At 39.6% G+C, this 19,295-nt stretch carries 20 protein-coding genes and 2 tRNA genes; 11 read left to right on the top strand and 11 right to left on the bottom strand.

The annotated features are described in order from the left end of the window. Positions 1-644: 644 nt before the first annotated feature. The 4 genes from QL984_RS07080 (at position 645) to QL984_RS07065 (ending at position 2,097) form a co-directional block, all read left to right on the top strand. A complete protein-coding gene (locus QL984_RS07080; RefSeq protein WP_008113257.1) occupies positions 645-785 on the top strand; it encodes a hypothetical protein in 141 nt (46 codons plus the stop codon). Positions 786-1,011: 226 nt separating this feature from the next. Further along, positions 1,012-1,102, top strand: a tRNA-Ser gene (locus tag QL984_RS07075). Between the two features lie 53 nt (positions 1,103-1,155). Next, a tRNA-Ser gene (locus QL984_RS07070) sits at positions 1,156-1,248 on the top strand. A 360-nt stretch (positions 1,249-1,608) separates the two neighbouring features. Continuing rightward, on the top strand, positions 1,609-2,097 hold the full coding sequence (locus tag QL984_RS07065) for a DUF4124 domain-containing protein (RefSeq protein ID WP_013463692.1): 489 nt from the start codon (positions 1,609-1,611) through the stop codon (positions 2,095-2,097). Here the strand turns inward: QL984_RS07065 and QL984_RS07060 are convergent. Together QL984_RS07060 and QL984_RS07055 are read right to left on the bottom strand one after the other, a co-directional pair. After that, complete coding sequence (locus QL984_RS07060; RefSeq protein WP_013463691.1) at positions 2,081-3,205, bottom strand: aminotransferase class V-fold PLP-dependent enzyme; 1,125 nt, start codon at positions 3,203-3,205, stop codon at positions 2,081-2,083. The genes QL984_RS07065 and QL984_RS07060 overlap by 17 nt on opposite strands. Before the next feature lies 1 nt (position 3,206). Continuing rightward, positions 3,207-4,376: a monodechloroaminopyrrolnitrin synthase PrnB family protein gene (locus QL984_RS07055; RefSeq protein ID WP_013463690.1), complete on the bottom strand. Its 1,170-nt coding sequence runs from the start codon at positions 4,374-4,376 to the stop codon at positions 3,207-3,209. 136 nt (positions 4,377-4,512) lie between these two features. Between QL984_RS07055 and QL984_RS07050 the strand changes: the two genes are divergently transcribed. The 3 genes from QL984_RS07050 to QL984_RS07040 all read left to right on the top strand — a co-directional run bounded on the left by QL984_RS07050 (position 4,513) and on the right by QL984_RS07040 (position 9,000). Beyond that, positions 4,513-4,968 carry an Lrp/AsnC family transcriptional regulator gene (locus tag QL984_RS07050; RefSeq protein WP_013463689.1) on the top strand — a complete coding sequence of 152 codons (456 nt, stop codon included), beginning with the start codon at positions 4,513-4,515 and terminating at the stop codon, positions 4,966-4,968. A gap of 73 nt (positions 4,969-5,041) precedes the next feature. Then, positions 5,042-7,768, top strand: a complete 2,727-nt coding sequence (locus tag QL984_RS07045; protein ID WP_013463688.1) for an ATP-binding protein — start codon at positions 5,042-5,044, stop codon at positions 7,766-7,768. A 92-nt stretch (positions 7,769-7,860) separates the two neighbouring features. Further along, positions 7,861-9,000: a GNAT family N-acetyltransferase gene (locus QL984_RS07040; RefSeq protein WP_013463687.1), complete on the top strand. Its 1,140-nt coding sequence runs from the start codon at positions 7,861-7,863 to the stop codon at positions 8,998-9,000. Here QL984_RS07040 and QL984_RS07035 read toward each other — a convergent pair. Then, the gene (locus tag QL984_RS07035; RefSeq protein WP_013463686.1) at positions 8,977-9,567 is read right to left on the bottom strand and encodes a DUF938 domain-containing protein; all 591 of its coding nucleotides are present in this window, start codon (positions 9,565-9,567) and stop codon (positions 8,977-8,979) included. The genes QL984_RS07040 and QL984_RS07035 overlap by 24 nt on opposite strands. A gap of 193 nt (positions 9,568-9,760) precedes the next feature. Here QL984_RS07035 and QL984_RS07030 point away from each other — a divergent pair, with 193 nt between their 5' ends. From QL984_RS07030 to QL984_RS07015, 4 genes are all read left to right on the top strand, one after another. Further along, complete coding sequence (locus QL984_RS07030; protein WP_013463685.1) at positions 9,761-9,946, top strand: hypothetical protein; 186 nt, start codon at positions 9,761-9,763, stop codon at positions 9,944-9,946. Positions 9,947-10,162: 216 nt separating this feature from the next. Continuing rightward, positions 10,163-11,542, top strand: a complete 1,380-nt coding sequence (locus QL984_RS07025) for a class II fumarate hydratase (protein WP_013463684.1) — start codon at positions 10,163-10,165, stop codon at positions 11,540-11,542. A gap of 107 nt (positions 11,543-11,649) precedes the next feature. Further along, the gene (locus tag QL984_RS07020) at positions 11,650-12,168 is read left to right on the top strand and encodes a hypothetical protein (protein ID WP_171046546.1); all 519 of its coding nucleotides are present in this window, start codon (positions 11,650-11,652) and stop codon (positions 12,166-12,168) included. A 10-nt stretch (positions 12,169-12,178) separates the two neighbouring features. Continuing rightward, positions 12,179-12,580: a hypothetical protein gene (locus QL984_RS07015; RefSeq protein WP_008113277.1), complete on the top strand. Its 402-nt coding sequence runs from the start codon at positions 12,179-12,181 to the stop codon at positions 12,578-12,580. Between the two features lie 15 nt (positions 12,581-12,595). Here the strand turns inward: QL984_RS07015 and QL984_RS07010 are convergent, their stop codons facing one another. The 8 genes from QL984_RS07010 to QL984_RS06975 form a co-directional block, all read right to left on the bottom strand. Next, positions 12,596-12,781, bottom strand: coding sequence for a hypothetical protein (locus QL984_RS07010; RefSeq protein ID WP_008113278.1), 186 nt, complete (start codon positions 12,779-12,781; stop codon positions 12,596-12,598). Between the two features lie 64 nt (positions 12,782-12,845). Beyond that, on the bottom strand, positions 12,846-13,166 hold the full coding sequence (locus tag QL984_RS07005; RefSeq protein ID WP_008113280.1) for a hypothetical protein: 321 nt from the start codon (positions 13,164-13,166) through the stop codon (positions 12,846-12,848). Continuing rightward, positions 13,163-13,801, bottom strand: a complete 639-nt coding sequence (locus tag QL984_RS07000; protein ID WP_013463680.1) for a hypothetical protein — start codon at positions 13,799-13,801, stop codon at positions 13,163-13,165. Before QL984_RS07000 ends, QL984_RS07005 begins: the two co-directional genes overlap by 4 nt. A gap of 71 nt (positions 13,802-13,872) precedes the next feature. After that, the gene (locus QL984_RS06995; protein ID WP_008113282.1) at positions 13,873-14,565 is read right to left on the bottom strand and encodes a PspA/IM30 family protein; all 693 of its coding nucleotides are present in this window, start codon (positions 14,563-14,565) and stop codon (positions 13,873-13,875) included. Positions 14,566-14,589: 24 nt separating this feature from the next. Then, positions 14,590-15,003 (bottom strand): DUF2170 family protein, encoded by a 414-nt coding sequence (locus tag QL984_RS06990; RefSeq protein WP_004335098.1) that lies wholly within the window; start codon positions 15,001-15,003, stop codon positions 14,590-14,592. An 80-nt stretch (positions 15,004-15,083) separates the two neighbouring features. Beyond that, a complete protein-coding gene (locus QL984_RS06985; RefSeq protein WP_013463679.1) occupies positions 15,084-16,805 on the bottom strand; it encodes a polyamine aminopropyltransferase in 1,722 nt (573 codons plus the stop codon). Positions 16,806-16,809: 4 nt separating this feature from the next. Continuing rightward, on the bottom strand, positions 16,810-17,709 hold the full coding sequence (locus QL984_RS06980) for a DUF350 domain-containing protein (protein ID WP_013463678.1): 900 nt from the start codon (positions 17,707-17,709) through the stop codon (positions 16,810-16,812). A 25-nt stretch (positions 17,710-17,734) separates the two neighbouring features. Further along, positions 17,735-18,667, bottom strand: a complete 933-nt coding sequence (locus QL984_RS06975; protein WP_010392530.1) for a hypothetical protein — start codon at positions 18,665-18,667, stop codon at positions 17,735-17,737. Positions 18,668-19,295 lie beyond the last annotated feature (628 nt).

Here is a 19,295-nt window from a genome sequence, read left to right as displayed (position 1 = left end):
TCTGCTCTTGCTGTGCAGAGGCATTTTGTGGCTTCATAGTAAAATACAAACCAAAGTATAATCTTCACTTCGCTCTAGATCACTTAGAATGCCGTCCGAGCTGATGATTGTAAGCCCAAATTGCAACATATTAAAACCACCTCTTTTTAAGTTTTAAATTCTTGAGGCGGTGCGATCCCCAGTTAGACGCGTTTTAAAACGCAACTAACTCCAAAGTGCCTAGTAACCTAGGCACTTTTTTTATAATTTAAAAGCCTAGCAACACTCTTTTTTATCGTTTCTTTAATGCTCTTCTCTGATAAATAATTAACCACCTATAAATAGCATGTTAAATCTTTTAACGAAGTAAAACCCACCCCATTAATACAAAATAATTTAATCTGAATAACTATTCAAAATAATCTATTTATAAACATATTAAAATTAAAAAAACTGCAAAAGCCCCGTATAAAAGTGATATAGCACACGACTATAATGAATAAATATACAAAATCAAAAAAAACGCCATTAAATAGCAAATCAAAAAAAACACTTTCAGATTAAAAAAACTAATACTTCACCAGCAATTTTTATCGCTTTATTTTTAACCAACCTACGGGCAAAATGCACACGTTTTCAACAGACACAACCTTGGAGCGAATACAATGAACCCAATTAATACATTAAACCAAACAGCCACAACTCACGTTGCAGTTAAACCAACTAATCGCAAAGCGAGAATGTTAGCTAAACTTAACCGTTACGGAAAAAAATTAGCACTTGGCGGTGCAATTCAATACAAATAATCACCCAACCATGATTTTTGTATTGTTGCAGCAAACACCCAACCACTAAATGAAGTTTCTTCTTTAGCTCCATCTGTTTGCTGCCAGCTCCCTCCTCATAGCTAAAAATCATCTTTAATTTTCATAATTTACAAAAAAAACCGCATTTACGCTCACTTTTTAAGCAAACGATCTTTTTGCTATTTACACAGGCAACTCACCTAAGTATTATCCTGCATCACGACGTGGAGAGATGGCAGAGTGGTCGAATGCACCGGTCTTGAAAACCGGCAGGGGTTTATAGCCCCTCTAGGGTTCAAATCCCTATCTCTCCACCACTTATTTGTATTAATTGGTTTTTTCCGATTGATAACACGCTGAATAATGCGTCGGAGAGGTGTCCGAGTGGCCGAAGGAGCTCCCCTGCTAAGGGAGTATAGAGTTTGTAGCTCTATCGAGGGTTCGAATCCCTCCCTCTCCACCATTACTGATTACAAGCCACTTAATTGTGGTTTTTTTGTGCCTAAATTTTAACTCCGTTAAGAAATAGGGAGGGTGAGCACTCTCGACAGGGTTCAATAAAATGTCTGGAACATTTTAGGCCGCTGCAAGCGTCGCGCAGCGATTAATTACAGGGATGTAAGTAAGTCTATCCCTCCCTCTTCACCATTACTGATTACAAGCCACTTAATTGTGGTTTTTTTGTGCCTAAAATTTAATAGCCTCTATTAATTCGCACTTTGTATAAGGCCGTCGCGAGCGCATGCTAATAAATTAAACAAATTGTATGGTGTCACAACTTAGTGCATTATAAATGGTACTTTAAACCAGCTTAGGTTTAACCATGGCAAAGCTAATATTACTACTATGTTGTTTGGGTGCCTGTGCTGCTAGCATGGCAAATGAAGTGACGGTTTATAAATGTACCATTAAAGGAGTGCCTACTTTTAGTCAAACTCCTTGCGCTGAAGACGCTCAAGTGATCACGCTTAGAAACGTCAACATCATGCAAACAAATACGCCACAATCTGAGAACACACCAGTTGCCGATACTTCTGTTGACGATTATCTAGCGGTGCAACAAATAGAGCGTGATATTGTGCAGCTTGAGCTTAAGATTAAACAATACCAACAAGAATACGCACAAAAAAAACAGCAAATCGATTACATGACCCAAGATAAAGCAAATCGCTTAGGAGCCAGCTCAATTGCGAATGCCATTACCACTGAAACGGCGGCACTTAAGCAGCGATTTGACCCACAAATCAAGCAAGCACAACAACAAATAGAAGCACTCACTCAAAAAAAACAGCAGCTTAGTCAGCAACCTTAAGTATGTGCTTCACAACATCAATAAATGTTTGTATCTCTGACTTTGTATTATATATGTGAGGTGAAACACGGATGCCGAGTTTACGCACATCAACACTTATTTTTGCAGTCTCTAATGCTGTTAATACACTTTGCTGATGCTCAGAAAACTGCAAAATAGCGGTGCCACTACATTGCTCTTTAGCGCTAGGTGACATTAAAAAAGCGCCCAATTGCTGCTGAATTAACTCAAGTAACATCAAGTTGTGCGATCTCACTTGTTCAACGCCAAATTCAACAATATATTCAATACTATGAGCGGCAATAATATAAGGAAGTACCGAGGGCGTACCGCCCCAAAACCTTAGTGTTTTAGCGTTATATTGAAAATGCGCAATATCAAACTCGAATGGGTTTTGATGTGAAAACCAGCCAACATCTTTTGGTTCACATTGTGTTATTTGCTTTGGATTTACCCATAAATAAGCAGCTCCTGGCCCTCCGCATAGCCACTTCACACTTGAACCGATCATAAAGTCAGCATTTAACGCCGTTAGATCGACAGGGATAACCCCTGCCGATTGCGCCACATCAATTATTGAGAGTGTATTCGTGACTTTACTCAGCGCCACAATATCGTTTATGGGAGCTTGTACACCCGTATTAGAATAAACATGGCTAACAAATACCCCATCAATCTCTGAAGTTAAATATCGCTGCCATACCTGTCTATCACTCAAGTCTTCATGCTCAGGGATGTAGCGTATTTTTGCACATTCAGGCAGTGCTTTTTGCATTACAAACCCCATACTGGGAAAATCAGCCTGCGCCATTAATACTGTACACTGTGGTTTATTAAATACGGGGTGTGACATAACCAATTTGGTTAAACCACTGGATAAATTAACCTGAGGACAAAATTGCTCACTAGGCGCATTAAACAACTGCCCTAATGCCTCAGTAAATCTTTCAATGGCGGGTAACCACTGTTGCCATGGCTCTTTTACACTTTCTTGCCAAGGAGTAAAAAAATGTTCAGTGGCATTTTCTAAGCTCGTTTTTAATGGGCGGCCAACAGAGTGGCTTAATAAATAACAACCCTGTGGCATACAAAAATCATTTTTAGCCACATTAATTAATCCACTGTTTTAGCGTGTTTAAATCATCAAAGCGCGTATTTATGTCGTCACGCTTTGCCGCGGCACGCCTATCTCTTAACTTAGCTAATGAATCGAGCAGTACCGGTAAAGGTGGTCCACTGGCAGTTACTTTGCTTATATGCTGTTGTTGCATTTGCAGTGACGGTTGGGCAATAAACTTCTCAACCAACTGATTATGATGACCGATAGCGGTGTCACCATGTAATTTACACACTTGTATAAATAGTTTGCCGTGCTTTTGAAACCACTCTGTGTGTTTATATTGCTCGGCTTTTAAGAAGTCATCCATAAAGCTTTGCATACGCATGGCTTCTCGCAATATTTGTTGGTCCTCTGGCATCATATATAAAAATTTATCCACCAGCATTTGTGAGTAACTCGGCTCATTGGCACTGCAAAGCCCTAACAGCATATCAATAACATTAATGCCGGCAAAATCTCCCGCATTTGCACCACGGTAAACCTCTTTACCTACCCGGTAAGGCTTGTAGTATGGGCGTACACAATTAAAAAAACGCTCGGTATCAAGTTGAGTATACAAGGCATTATTCGACGCTATTACATCAATAAGTGCCGTTTTAACCACCTCAAGTAGTTCAGCCGTGACTGGGTGTGAAATACCTAATGGCAGTATTTTTAGTAAAGCATCACTCGCGCGCTTATACGCTAAAATACCTTGGGTGTTGTAATCTAAAAACAGAGCTTCATCATCAAGATTTGTAAACCGTTTATAGGTGCCATTAATGGCTTTATTATGAGTGGTTAAATGTGCGGTGGCAAAACGAGGAGTTACTCCAATAGAAGCACCAATATGCATAGCAAGCGCCGATGCTTCAACTAATGGTGAGGTTGTTTCTCTGCTCGGCTCTGTGATCTCATGCCTGCGACAAGCAGCCATAAACAAACCAACATTACCAAGCAAATCGAATGCGCTATCAAATCCTTCGTCGGTATTGCCTTCGTCCAATAAATCGCTGATCAGCGCATTGCCTTGCTCCTTTAGTGCCAGCTTTAAGCTATCACCAATCCCCTCAACATTAGCCTTATCGGTTTGCTGCCAATAAAGCTGTTCTAATTGCGAGTTTAAGCTTACAAACTCTGATCTTATCCAACGGTCAAACTTAGCAGTAAAAGAACTCATAACTACACCCTGTTATTATTATGTTTTAATGCTAACAAAAACCCCTGAGGGTAAAACGCCAAAAAAAATAGTAAAAACACCTTTAGTTAGCAATAATCACTACCAACATTAAAATCACTAATAAGATCCCATAGTCATGTTAGATAAAAAAGATCAGCAGTTACTGGTTGCCTTACAATCGCATGCCCGCATGTCGGTTTCTGAATTAGCCAATACCATTAACCTATCAGACACCCCAACTCTTAGGCGTATCAAAAAGCTTGAGCAGGAACATGTAATTACGGGCTATCACGCTGCCATTAACCCTAAGTCGCTCAACCTTAATGTGCTGGTTTATGCTTTTGTGCGACTAAGTCAAAACTCGGTGAGTGCGGCACAGCAATTTGAGCAGCATGTAGAAAAGCTAGCCCATGTACTTGAGTGCTCTGTGATCTCAGGTAGCCACGATTATTTACTGAAAATTATTTCTCAGGATTTAGAAAGCTATGAGCAGTTTGTAAAGCACCAGCTGGGGAGCTTAAGCTGTATCGCCAATATAGAGTCAACGGTAGTACTCAAACAATCATTTAGTAAAAAGCAGCTACCACTTTAAAAAATAATACTATTTAGTGCCGATTCGCTATACTGAAATATCACTATAAAAATAATATTTAACAAGGATGCATGTGAAGATTTTTCGTTCAACATCCAGTTCTTTTGTTTTTTACATATCATTTGCGGTTGCGTATTTTGCAACTGGTAAGTTATTGACTAATTTTGCCTTTCAATCACAAGTCATCCCTATCTGGCTCCCTGCAGGTATTGCCCTAGTTGGCTGTTTTATCTGGTGGTGGCGTTTTATCCCGGCATTATTTATTGCCTCTGTCGCCTTTAATTTAAGTACCGGTGATAACCCAATCACTGAGCAGGTTTTAATTGGTAATACACTACAACAAGTACTGCTAATCGGTTTAGGCGCTATGCTACAAGGCATGATTGGCGCTGCTCTTTTAAAGTACTGGCTAGGCCATCCGTTGTATTTAAAACAACGCCAATCTATTATTTATTTTATTTTTGTCGTCGGTATTGTCGTCAGCCTAATATCGGCCAATATTGGCGTCTATGCTTTAAGTCAGTTTAACCCTGCTTACAGCATTGATAATCATTGGAACAATGTTACTTTTTGGTGGCTTGGTGACTCTCTTGGCGTACTGATCGCAACTCCCTTTTTATTGGCGTTATTACAACCAAAATTTAAACGCCATGATGTTACCCCATTACCTACTATTGCAGTGTGCTCGGTGTTATTTATCTCTGTAGCTTTAACCACTAAGCTATACAACCAAGAGACGTATTCAAATGCGATACAAATAGCTAAGCGCGAAACATCTATTATTGAAAACAGTTTGCTGAGCAATTTAAACCTCAGCCAAATAACCGTACAAAGCCTTGCAAGCCAGATACAATCAACACCGACTTTAAGCAAGCAAGAGTTTGATAGCTACAGTGCTCAACTATTGGCTGAGCATTCATTTATTAAAGCATTTTCATGGAACCGCAAAATTAACCAGGCTCAGGTCAGTGACTTTAACAAACAGCTCAATGAAGTTTATACTGCATACAACTTTGATCCGAGTATTAAAGGGGCGCCATTATCAAACAACGATCCATTGGTGGTTATTACCTATATTGCTCCTTTTGTAGAAAACCAATCTGCCATAGGTTTTAATCTCAATTCTCGTAAAGATCGCCGTGAGACTTTACTCGACCCACGCATTAAAAATCGCCCTGTGGGCACTAAAATAATTCAGTTAGTTCAAGCAAAAGAACCTGAACCTGCGTATTTATTATTTGCTCCTGTGTATCAACAAAATAACGAAGTTGCCTCAATTAAAGGCTACGCAACAGGTGTATTTTTAGTAAAAAACATACTTGCTCAGTCGATTACCCAAGCACAAAATAAGATGTTTAATATCGATATTTATGAAGCTAATACTACCAATCCATTTTATTCAAACGCCGAAAATATACCGACCAAAAGCAATAAACTGACAACCATCACGATTAATTTTGCAGGGCAAACATGGCTGGTTGATTTAACCATTAAAGATGAATTTCTACCGCATCAAACTAATAACATGACACTCTTTTTGCTTATTTTACAGGTCATTGTCAGCTCACTCATTTTACTGATATTACTGCTGTTTAATAACCAACACCTCGCACTTTCACGCTTGGTAGCAGAGCGCACACGCTCGCTGGTTAAAGCTAAACAGCAATCTGATTTAGCAAATCAGGCTAAAAGCCGATTTTTAGCAAATATGAGCCATGAAATTCGCACCCCACTTAACGCTGTGATTGGCTTTTCAACTCTAGCTAAAAGTGAAGATAGCGCTGAAACCCTCACCGGTTATCTAAATAAAATTAATTTAGCGTCTAAATCATTGTTAAGTTTAATCAATGATGTACTCGATATCTCTAAAATTGAATCACAAAAGCTCACCTTAGAAGTCGCTCCTTTTGATTTGAATGCGCTTCTTGCTCGGATCAGTAGTATGTTCGAGCAAAGCGCTGAACAAAAAGGTATTAACTGGAAAGTTGATAACCAATTACCAACCGATATTTGGTTTGAAGGTGATGTTATGCGAATTGAGCAAATTTTATTAAACCTATGTAGTAACGCCATTAAGTTTACCTATGAAGGTGAAGTAAGTGTTAGCGCATACAGCAAAGAGATCACCGATAGACGTCGTCAAATTACCTTGACTATTAAGGATTCGGGCATCGGTATTGCGCCATCAGAGCAAAGTAAGTTATTTGATGCGTTCACCCAAGCCGATAGCTCAACATCACGTAAATTTGGTGGCACAGGGCTTGGTTTAGCAATCGCAAAAGAACTTAGCTTATTAATGTCTGGAGATATCAGCGTACAAAGCGAGCCAGGTAAGGGCTCTACTTTTACTCTGTCTGTCGAGTTAAATACATGTGCAGCGCAACAAGTAACGGCAAAGCACATACACCAGCATGTTGACTTAAGTAAACTAAAAATACTGGTTGCAGAAGATAACAGCGTCAATCAATTAGTCATAAAAGCAATGCTTAGCTCTTTAGGGATTACCCCAACACTGGTTGAAAATGGCGAATTAGCAGTAGAACAAGTTAAAATAAATGACTTCGATTTAGTATTAATGGATTGCCAAATGCCGATTATGGACGGTTACCAAGCCACCGCCTTGATACGTCAAATTAAAAGTACTGAGCAATTACCAATTATTGCCTTAACTGCTGATGTAATGCCTGAAGATAAAGCCAATGCCTTAGCAATTGGTTTTAACGAACATCTTGCAAAACCTCTTGAACTCGATAAGCTCACACAATGCTTATCTCAATATATCGAGCAGGATGAACCATAAGGTTTTATCCAAAATAGAAAACCGAATATGGCTGTCGAATTATTATCAAAATTAACAAGTAACACACAGACAACAGTAGTAGGCAAAGCATTATGAGCCACTTTTCTCACAGTTGGTTTAATAGTATTAATCAAATTGATGCTACACAGTGGCATCAATTTTTCGGTAATGACCCATTCACCCAACATGCTTTTTTATACGCACTTGAGCAAAGCCAATGTGTAAGTGCTAAAACAGGTTGGCAGCCTCACCACTTAGCCGTTTATGAAGGCGATAAACTAGTTGCCCTTGCCCCTGGCTACTTAAAAGCGCACTCCTACGGTGAATATGTATTTGACTGGGCATGGGCTGAAGCTTATGAAAAAAATGGCTTAGATTATTACCCTAAATGGCTGTGCTGTATTCCCTTTAGTCCGATTGAGGGGCAAAGAATACGTATTATGCATAGCAATCCAAAGTTAGTTTATGAGTATATAACAGAGCAACTTAATACCCACTGCGCAAAACAAGCCTGGTCAGGCTGGCATGTAAACTTTTGCGATAAAGCACAAACCTCACAGCTAAGTGATGCAGGTGCTATGCAAAGAACCGGCGTGCAATTTCAATGGTTTAATAATAGCTTTAAAGATTTTGACGATTTTTTAAAAACCTTTAATGCCCGTAAGCGCAAAGCAGTAAAAAAAGAACGCGCTAAAATAACACAGCAAAATATCACCATTGAATGGCTGCAAGGTGAGCAAATCACCACAACAGTGATGCAGCTTTTTTGTGAGTTTTATCAACGTACTTATTTAAAACGTTCAGGCCATTTAGGCTACTTAAACAGCGATTTTTTTAGCTTGCTACACGCCTTAATGGCTGAAAAATTGCTCATTATGCTAGCCAAAAAAGACCATAAAGTGATTGCCGCCACATTAAGTTTAATTGGTGACAATACCCTTTATGGGCGTTATTGGGGAGCAAGCGAAGAGATTGATTCTCTTCACTTTGAGCTGTGTTACTACCAAGGCATTGAATATGCGATTAAGCATAATATTCACTGTTTTAATGCCGGTGCTCAGGGTGAGCATAAAATAGCACGCGGCTTTCAACCCATCACTACTTATTCTGCTCATCATATTATTCACCCCGATTTTAATCATGCTATTGCAGATTACTTAAAACGCGAACGCCAACATATCGATATTTATAAACAACAATGCAGCACTTTATTGCCGTTTAAAAATGAGTAACTGATTATTTGCAGGCATCGCAGTATCGCTAAGTAACTTAAGCCCAGATTGCACTGCAAGTTGCTCAACCGCTTCGAAATCACGAATACCACTAAGCGGATCGCGACTTTGCAATAAACTGTTAAATTCATTATTACTGGGGCTGGTAAACTCCCCTTTATATTTGAAAGGGCCATATACACACACCACCCCTTGCTGGTTTAAGTGCTGATTTACTCCAGCAAAAAAACGCGTAATTAACTCCCAGCTCACTATATGAAAAGTGTTAGCAGTATATATCGCATCCACTTTATCCACTGGCCAAGGATTGTTTAGGTCAAGTAATAAAGGCGGATGCAAGTTTGCCAGTTGCACCTCATCATGCCATAACTTTATTCCTTGATGATTAACCTCTCGATCACTGGTATACCATTGTAAATGTGGCAATTTTTTGGCAAAGAAAACGCTATGCTGACCCGTCCCCGAGCCTATCTCAAGTACCGACCCTGCATTTTGCAATGCAGGCTGCAAAGCCTTAAGTATATGATTTTTATTATTTTCGCAGGCTTGTGAAAACGGTTTGGTCATACTGATGCACCTAAATTGCAAATGAATGCACAATAGTAAAACAAATTTCAGCTATTTTGTCGTGAGTAAATTAACCAAAATAATAAAATAACTTTAATTTCAATACGTTAAATTATATTTACCGAGCTGGTACGCTATATGCTTTTATTAAATTACTCACTTAATGAGTACTAAACGACAAAAGGATAACATTATGTATATTTCACCCTATACCGCCGTAGACGCTGTAATGGCAATTACCGATAAAAGCCTAGATAAAACGAGTCATGAAACAGATTGTAGAGCAACGGTTATCGACTTACTTTCTCATGTAAAACACACTCAAAAGGCACAAAACAAACATGAAACAGACCAAATATTTATTCTTGGCTACAATTAAAATTCTGTTTAGCCTTATAACTGGCTGTTTATATAAATACATTATTTAAGTCGACTTAAAATCCGTTTAAGTCGACTTTTTAGTTTTAATCCCACTTGTTAACTTGCCTTGACGCCCCCTACTTTTTAGCTATACCGTTGTAAATAGCAATAACAGCACCATATCTTTTTATATAGCGTAGTTTAATGTCATATATTCTCTTTTTTAGGAGTACTAATGAGTAACTTTAGAACAGAATCAGATAGCATGGGCACACTCGACGTGCCCGCTAACGCACTTTATAAAGCACAAACCCAACGCGCCATTAATAACTTTACAATTAGCAACCTCACCATGCCACAGCAATTTATTATTGCTTTAGCGTATATAAAACAAGCCGCAGCATTAACCAATTTAAAGCTGGGCCATTTAGATAAAACAAAAGCAAATGCAATCGAGCATGCCTGCCAAGAAATTATTGATGGTCAGCATTATGAGCATTTCCCCGTTGATATTTTTCAAACGGGATCAGGTACCAGCTCAAATATGAATGCCAACGAAGTTATTGCAAGTTTGGCTTCAAAACATGCTAATCAACCTATTCACCCTAACGACGATGTGAATATGGGACAAAGCTCGAATGATGTTATTCCCACTGCAATCGCCTTAAGCAGTGCTATCAGTGTTGATAAAAAATTATTGCCAGCACTAGCAAACTTAGCCGACGCCTTAGAGCAGAAAAAAGCAGACATCGGTCATATAGTTAAAACTGGGCGCACTCATTTAATGGATGCAATGCCAGTGACCTTTGAGCAAACACTCAGCGCATGGCAATCGCAGGTAAAGCACGCAGCCAGCGGTATTGAGCATGCACTAATACGTGTTTGTGAGCTGGCTCAGGGGGGAACAGCGGTCGGCACCGGTATTAATGCCGATCCACAATTTGCTACGCTATTTGCCAAACAGCTAAGTGAAAAAGTAGGGATTAACTTTATCCCCAGTGATAACTTTTTTTATAATATTGGCTCGCAAGATGCCATTGTGGCTTTATCAGGGCAGCTGAAAGTCTATGCCGTTGCGCAAATGAAAATAGCCAACGATCTACGTTGGATGAATTCAGGGCCGCTTGCGGGACTTGGTGAAATAGAGCTTGAAGCATTGCAGCCTGGTTCATCCATTATGCCTGGCAAAGTGAACCCGGTGATCCCAGAAGCCGCTGCAATGGCTAGTGCGCAAGTAATCGGTAACGACGCCACAATTACCGTAGCAGGCCAAGCTGGCAACTTTGAGCTTAACGTAATGCTACCCGTGATTGCTTATAATATCCTGCAAAGTACAGAGATACTTGCTAACAGTGCGCAAGCACTAGCGGATAAAGCCATTGCTAGCTTTAAAGTTAATCAGGCACAGATTGATAAAGCGCTGACTAAAAATCCTATTTTAGTTACTGCACTCAACCCAGTTATTGGCTATGAAAAAGCAGCAAAAATTGCCAAACAAGCTTACCAGCAAGCAAAGCCAATTATTGATATCGCCGAGCAAGAGACAGACCTATCTCGCTCAGAATTAGAAGCATTACTCAATCCAGCTAAATTAACCCAAGGTGGGTTAATGTAAAAACGCCATTAATGGCGCTTTAATATATTGATAGTAGAGTTTTTATTGCCGTAATGGATGCACCGTGTATGATAGTGATGAATAATTCATCACTATCAGGAACGATTATGCGTACTCCATTACTCGCTCTACTGCTACCGCTTTGCTTAACAGCTTGCTTAGAAACCACCTCAAATGAAACTGAGCAAACTAAAACCAATGCGGTAGAAAACACGTCTACGCCGATACCACAACAAAAACTACCACAAGAAAATAAGCAAAATAAAATAGCACAGCAACTACCGGTTGATGCTGCAAAAGAAGTGTCGCTTGATGATATTAAAACAGCAAAAAATAAATTAAATAACCTCATAGCAGATAAACAATGTTCAACTAGTTCACAGTGTAAAGTCAGTGCTGTTGGTAGCCGTGCCTGTGGTGGACCAAGTGATTACATTGTGTACTCTACACAAAGCGCACCCCAAGAGCAGGTTTCAGCCCTAAGCGATACTATCACTCAATTGGAAAGTACCTATAATGCGCAAAAAGGCATGATGAGTATTTGCCAACATTTAACTGCGCCAAGCACTCAGTGTGTTGAAAATAAATGTGTTAAACTTGAAGGCTCTGCGGTAAGTGTATTTTAAGGATTAGATTATGAGTTGTTTGTCATCCGTAATTAAGCTATCAGCTACCTGTGTTGTTATGACTATGCTGCTTAGCGGTTGCAGTAGTGCACTAACATCAAGCAAAGCTCAAAACGCGAGTGAATCTGTTTTAAATACTCAACTTAATGAGCTTACAAGTAATAAAAGCTGCACAGCCAGCTATCAATGTAAGGTGTTAGGTGTTGGCTCGCGTGTCTGTGGGGGGCCGAGTAAGTATGTTGTGTACTCAACATTAAATCACTCTCAAGAACAAGCAGAGCAATTAGCGCAAAAAATCACCGAGCAAGAACAACTAGATAATGCAATGCTTGAGTTCAAAGACTGTTCACCAGTGCTAGAAGTCCACTCTTTATGTATTGATAATCAATGTAAAACAGTTAACTACCAGTAGCAGTTCGTTTCGGTGTTAATCTAATAGTGGTATTAACACCGAAATAACCACCACCATGAAAATACACACACCTGCCTTAAAAATGTATTCCAGTGGCATTTTTTTCTGTACCCAGTAAGCATATATAAAACGCACGAAGTAGCTTGCCGCCGTGCCAAATAAAGCAAACATGAGTAAGTAGGCAATCAATAAGATATTCACAGCGGCACTTTTTTAGAAAATAATAGCCCCAGTGTAAGTATTTTACATAAAGAAGGCAAAAGGGTTACTTAGTCTTTTTTGTATGCTCAATGAGTAACTCTGCTACCTGTTGCTTTACCGCTCTTTTATCATCTACTGCCACTTCAAACCGGCTAGCCAATTGCGCTATTTCGTCATCATTTAAATTAAACGATAGTCGTTGCCGTGTTTTTTTAGACTTTACATCAAGACCTAAAATTTTACGGATCATATCTGAGGGAGTGAGCTCTTGATCGATAGCTTGTTTTTTTATCGACTTTTGTACCTCACTACTCAAATCAAATGCCATTTGCGTGGCGCGCACAGCTTGCTCTTGGCGCAACCACTTGTCTTTAGCATCACTCACTGGGCATCTCCAGGAAACAAATCAACAATATCGCTAATTGGGCGAGTTAACGTCAGTGAGACTTCTGTTTCACCTCCCTCCCAAATCTCTATATTAACGCTATGTCCTTCATCAGGAGAGGCTAAGCAAATCATTTCGCATGGTTCTCCACCTTCTTGCTCATAGCGAGGCAGCGTTTGGCCACGAAAGTCTTTATTATGAAAATAACATACATAAGGCGATTCACTTTGTTGATAGCTTTTCGCTAAAAATTGCATAAAACGCTCAGGGGTATTTTGTACCGTGATATGTGTTAATGACTCTTCATCAAAAATACGCGCAAATTCATCAAGACCAAAAATCTCTTCAACTTCATCACGCTGAATTTTTATAGAGAAGTTTGCCCACTGTTCACCATCATTTTGCTCTATTTGTAAAAACACCACTTGGCCAGTGTTAGTTTCAAGTACAAATTCAGTATCACTGCTGTGTTGGTACTGATACGTTTGCACATCAATAACGCGCAACGTTTGACCTTTAAGCCATGAAGGATAAGCAAACGAATCAATGACAGTAAACATGTCGCCTTTTTTAAGGTCACTCGCATGATTAAGCTGACGTTCTGGCTTTTTTTTAGATTTGAAAAAATTAAACATATAAGGTGCCTCTGTAAGCAAAAAAGGTAACGGAGCGAAACTCGGTTACCTTTTTGATATGGTTCTAAATGTTAGCTATTTTGCTTCGCTTTAATGCGCGCTAAAATATCAGCACTTTTTGGATTCGTATCACCAATACCTGCTTCAGCCATTTTAGCTTTTAAATCGTCGCCATTAACATCTGCTTCTAGAGACTTTGCAGCACCTAATTGATCAGTACGGTCTTGTTGGCGTTGCTTAATACGCTCAAGCGACTGACGCGCCGATGTCATTGATGAATTATTAGTATTAAGCGTGCTGTTTACAGCCATTGTCGCTTGCTGAACGCTTTCTGTGGTTTTAACCATAGTAAGCTGACGCTGATTTTCCTTAATTGATTTTTCAGCATCTTTTACTTGCTGCTTCAAAGTCACTATGTGATTACTAAAGCCCGCTAACACTTGCTCGTGCTCAGCTTTCTCAGCTTCAAAGTCACCAATTTTTTCTGCAATTTCTAATGCTAATGCTTCATTCCCTTTTTCAAGGGCTTGACCTGCATAAGCTTCATGCTCAGCAATTGATGCATCTACTGCGCTAATTTTACGCTTAGTTTGCATTTCTTTAGCCATCACTTCTGTTAGGCTTTTTTTAGCACGGTGTAACGCATTTTGTGCATCAGCAATTTCTTGCTCAAAAATACGAATACCATTGGCATCAACAATTGCTTCGCCTGCTTCACGTGCGCCGCCACGTACTGCTGTAAATAATTTTTTTAAAATACTCATAATCTTAACTCCACTAACTAGCTACTAATCGTTTAAATATAAGGTCACGGCTTCTAGTGCATCTATAGCGTTATCAGCTAATGTCACTAGTTCGTGGGTAACATCATCTAGAGATGAATTTACCGACAGTGCACCAAAAATCGCGTATTTATTATCGATCTTAGCAAATGCACTCAGTGGAATTGGCACGTTTAAACGCAGTAGTGTTTCGTTTAACTCGTTGCGTAATTCACTTTTTACTTCATCTTCGTCAAACAAGTAGCTAATACATAGTAATTGCTCTTGTGTTTGAGTAACAAAAATTGGAAGCTCGTCATTTCCATCAACAATGACTTGTAAAACATCTTGCTCACCTGGATTGGCAATCAAGAAAGACTCAAAGTTAGCACCCTCGGTTTCAAAAGACGCTAATTTTATTGAAAGTTCATTTAATTCCATGTCTCTGCCTTTTCGTCGTTTGACATATTATGTCTGAGTTAAGATTCGCACGACCGACATATTATGTCAACCATGTTTTATTAATTTTTATACAATTCACTTTCTATTTGCCAAGCTGCTCGGTAGTAATCATACAAGCGACCAGAACCTAACCTATTGACTTCAATATCGTTCACTTGTTCAAAATAGTTATTAGGAAATGCAAAACTCGCTAATAAATATTTTTTACTAATCCACCGAGATGGCACTGGCATATCAGTTATATTGCTAATACGGGCACTAGGTGATTGCCCCATTTTAGTCGCAATAGTCCATCCCCATTGACCAAACGAAGGAATATTTTGCTGATATTGCTCTACATAATCAAAACCTGCGGCTTTCACCGTTTTAGCAATACTTAAAAATGCCTTTTTCGCATGATAAGGCGATGTTGACTGTACCGCCATAGCACCATCAGGCGCTAATAATTGGCGTACATGATTATAAAAGTAATCGCTGTACATCTTATTAAGATCAGGGTGATTAGGGTCTGGCAAATCAATTAAAATAGTATCGAACTGCTTTGACTGATCCAGTAGCTTTTCGACTTCTAAAAATGCATCGCCCACAATAATATTTGCTCGCGGGTCATGCATCGATTCATTATTGAGTGCCACTAGTCGCTGTTTAATATCTTCAGGCGGCGTGTATTGGTTATCTTTATGACCAAATAAATTAAGTAGCTGTCCATCTAAATCAATTAAGGTCACTTCCTCAACCGGCCACTTTAATACATCTCGCATGGCTAACCCGTCGCCGCCGCCAATAATCAAAACACGGTCATGACGATTAGATGCCAGCATGGCAGGGTAAACGAGCATTGAGTGATATATTTGCTCATCTACACTAGAGAACTGCAAACGACCATTTAAATATAGATCAGTAATTGGCTGAGGCTGATTTTTACTTAAACGCTCTGTTAGCACCACATGTTGATACTTAGTCGCCTGAGAGTAAATAACTTTATCTTTGTATAGTACGTTACTTAGGTTATCCATCCAGCTACTACCAAACTGCAAAATAAAAGCGAATAACACCAGCAGTAATATATGGCAAACCAATAGCAACTTAGCAAAGCGTACATAGCTATGATAACGCCATAAAAAGGCAAGTCCGGCAATAATGTTAAATAGCGCTGTCCAAGCGGCGGCTTGCATTATTGGCATCGCGAGCATAATACTCACCCAAATTGCCGCGCCAATACCAGCGCCAATATAGTCAGCCCCATATATAGTGCCGGCGTTATTTTCTAAAAAACGTCCATAAACATGCTGGCGAATGCGCGCAATAAGCGGTATTTCCATACCAATAAATAGCCCTAATATTAAGCCAAATACATAAGGTAAAAAGCGAGACCACTCTTGCAGCTTTTGAAACACGTAACCATTAAGAATAACGTCAGGTGGAATATTAAAAATACTTGAGAATAAATGAGGGAGTGAATAACTCACGGCAATAATGCTGGCAATGGCTAATATACAGCCCATACCTATGAGCGCAATAATACTCTCTAGCCAAGCAAATGCGGTAAAGGCATCTTTAAACCAACGCGCTAAAAATGCACCCATCCCCATAGCTACAATCATAGTGCCTATCATGGCGTAAATTGCACTCTCAACTGAGCCGAGTACTCGGCCAGCATAATGAGAAAGTAAGTATTCATAAATAAGGCCGCACCCAGCGAGTACGGCCATAACAGTGATCAGTAAAATATCATGCCCAAGTAAATTAAATTTACTTGGGGAAGCTTGAGTTGATGACACGTGATTATGCACCCAGTAGTGTGGCCATAGTGATCCCGACAGCAAATGACACAGCTGCAGAAATAGCGGCAACACCCACATTCTTTTGACGATTCACTTCATCTGAAATATTACAGCCAGCAAGAATGATTTTAATCGTCAGTAAGTGCAGTAAAATGAAAGCAACCAAACAAACAACGGCGCTTAGCGCCCAGTAAAGTAAACTCGCATTAATATTGTCAGCAGCATAAGGAGCAATACCTGTTGCAGCAGTAATGGCTAATGCACTACCAATTAAAAAGCCTGCATAACGAACACCTACTGCTAAATTACCATCAATAATAGCCTGTTGTAGGCAGTCGCCACTTTTATTGGTGCGCTTAAATAACTGCACGCGATATTGGCTTACTAACAGCAATACCACACTACCAATTACAAACGCAGCAATAACAATAGGAATGCCATGCCAACCTTCAGTAGCAACCCACAATAGGGCTGAGCGGATAACCACTGCAACACTTACTACATGGCCAAAATCAATAATTGACGCAGTAACGTTACCTTTGACTATTTCGTTATGTAAGCTCACTTTACGCAGCGCCACTTTATCTTGAAAAAAGTGACCCAGCTTTATAAGCAGAATTGCTAATGCACCATAACCAAGCATTAACAGAGCTTCTTTTTGTAACGTAGCAGCAAACGCACCACTACTCACGCCCGTTAACACAATCGCAAGTGCTACCAAACCAGCGGCAAAGCTTATTCCAAATGCAAAGTTATCGCGCTCGGTAATTTCATCATTGGCGTGTAAATTAGATACCCAACCTTTAATATACTTTAAGCTCACAAACAGTAAGATGATAATTGCAAAGTCCACAGACAGTGCTTGCAAAGACCACATAGTTATTCCATTAAATTCATACATATTATTCTAACTCCAACGTTATTCTTTACTTACCACGACTTACGCCGCGCGAGGTTCTGCTACTGCTGTTACGAACCGATCCTGAATTATTGCTATAACTACTCGCTCTTGAGTAACTGCTGCGACTTTTAGGCGGCGTATAACTGCTGCGACTCAAACCTGATGCACCTGTTTTTTTACTCGCATAAGGACTAGTGAACTGCTTGCCTTGGCGTTGGTAAGATTGTCGTGTACGTGTTTCTAATGCACTTTGGGTTTTTATTTGTTTAGGGCTTGAGTAACGAGTACGACCATAGTCATTGTAGTAACTATACTTACGGCGTTTACTCCAACTTCCGTATTCAACTCGGTCAAATACATCACCCAAAATACGGTACATGCCGTACCATTGCCAAAAGCTAATACCGCTACTATTCGTTTGCCAATTACCATAGTTAGGATTACCTACCATTTGGTTACCGACCCCTTCGCCTTCAGCTTTTTGGCTTATAGCACCAACTCGTGCCAAAGAACCATTCGACATATCCGCAAGCATATTAATAGGATCGGTTAAGGCATCAGAAAATAACGTTGGCTTGGCGGCTTCACGCAATAAATCAATATTGTATAAAGTGTCTTCGTAAGGAGGAATTAAGTAATTACCCTTAATATCATCAAGGCGTTGGGTTAAGCCACTATAAAGGGCTCCCTGGCGTGTGGCATCAAGGCTAACTACATCAACAACCTTACTGAGTTCAGGTTGCTGTTGTTTAAGGATACGACTGTATTCTTTAAGAATAATCGCATTACGTATACTACCATTATCAAGTGCTTTACCAAGCTGAGTAAGCTCGACATCGGCCTTTTTAATGGACTCTTGAATTGTTTGTTGTAGCTGTTCTTCTTTAGATTGACAACCAATCAGTGCTGTAAACAAACAAAACAGGCTGAGAAGTTTCCAAGCTTTTATATTCGACATTCATGTCACCTGATTTACTAAATTATCCTAGATAGTTTTACACAGGACAGTTATTAAACCAACAATGAAATTGCAACAAGATGATAATTTAGGGACTAGTTTAAAGGTGCAAGGAGAATAACTGAGATCAGTAAAGGGAGAATGCTGATGGTAATACTTCAAAACTTATAACTGAGGGCTTAACACTGACTTGTATTTAGAGTAACTATCCTACTTCTTAGCGACAGCGCAGTAGCATGTCGTGGCAGAACAGCGTGGAGAGTCATAATGAAGGCATGAAGGTGGCTTTTGGCTATTATACCAATCCGCAATAATACTCAATCATTTTGCGGGGCTAAACGTGTCGCTATCTGTGTTAAAAAGTTCTCATTTAGAACAACTAAATAGCGAATTTATTGCCTAGCTATCAACCCGTTTTTCCTACCTCAAAATAGACCGCTTAATTAAGCAAATTGGTATTATTTCTTCCTTTTAACTGGTGCCTTTCACTTCGAACCTGCATTTTCACTTTCCTGCAGACGTAAAAAAACCCGTCACATCGCTGTAACGGGTTTCTCTTATTTGGAGCCTGGTAATGTCCTACTTTCACATAGCAAATGCTACACTATCATCGGCGCTGTTTCGTTTC

The organism is Pseudoalteromonas sp. APC 3495, assembly GCF_030407645.1.
In the GTDB taxonomy this organism is placed as follows: domain Bacteria; phylum Pseudomonadota; class Gammaproteobacteria; order Enterobacterales; family Alteromonadaceae; genus Pseudoalteromonas; species Pseudoalteromonas tetraodonis.
Note: the sequence above shows the minus strand (reverse complement) of the source record. Positions and strands in the feature narration are given on the sequence as shown.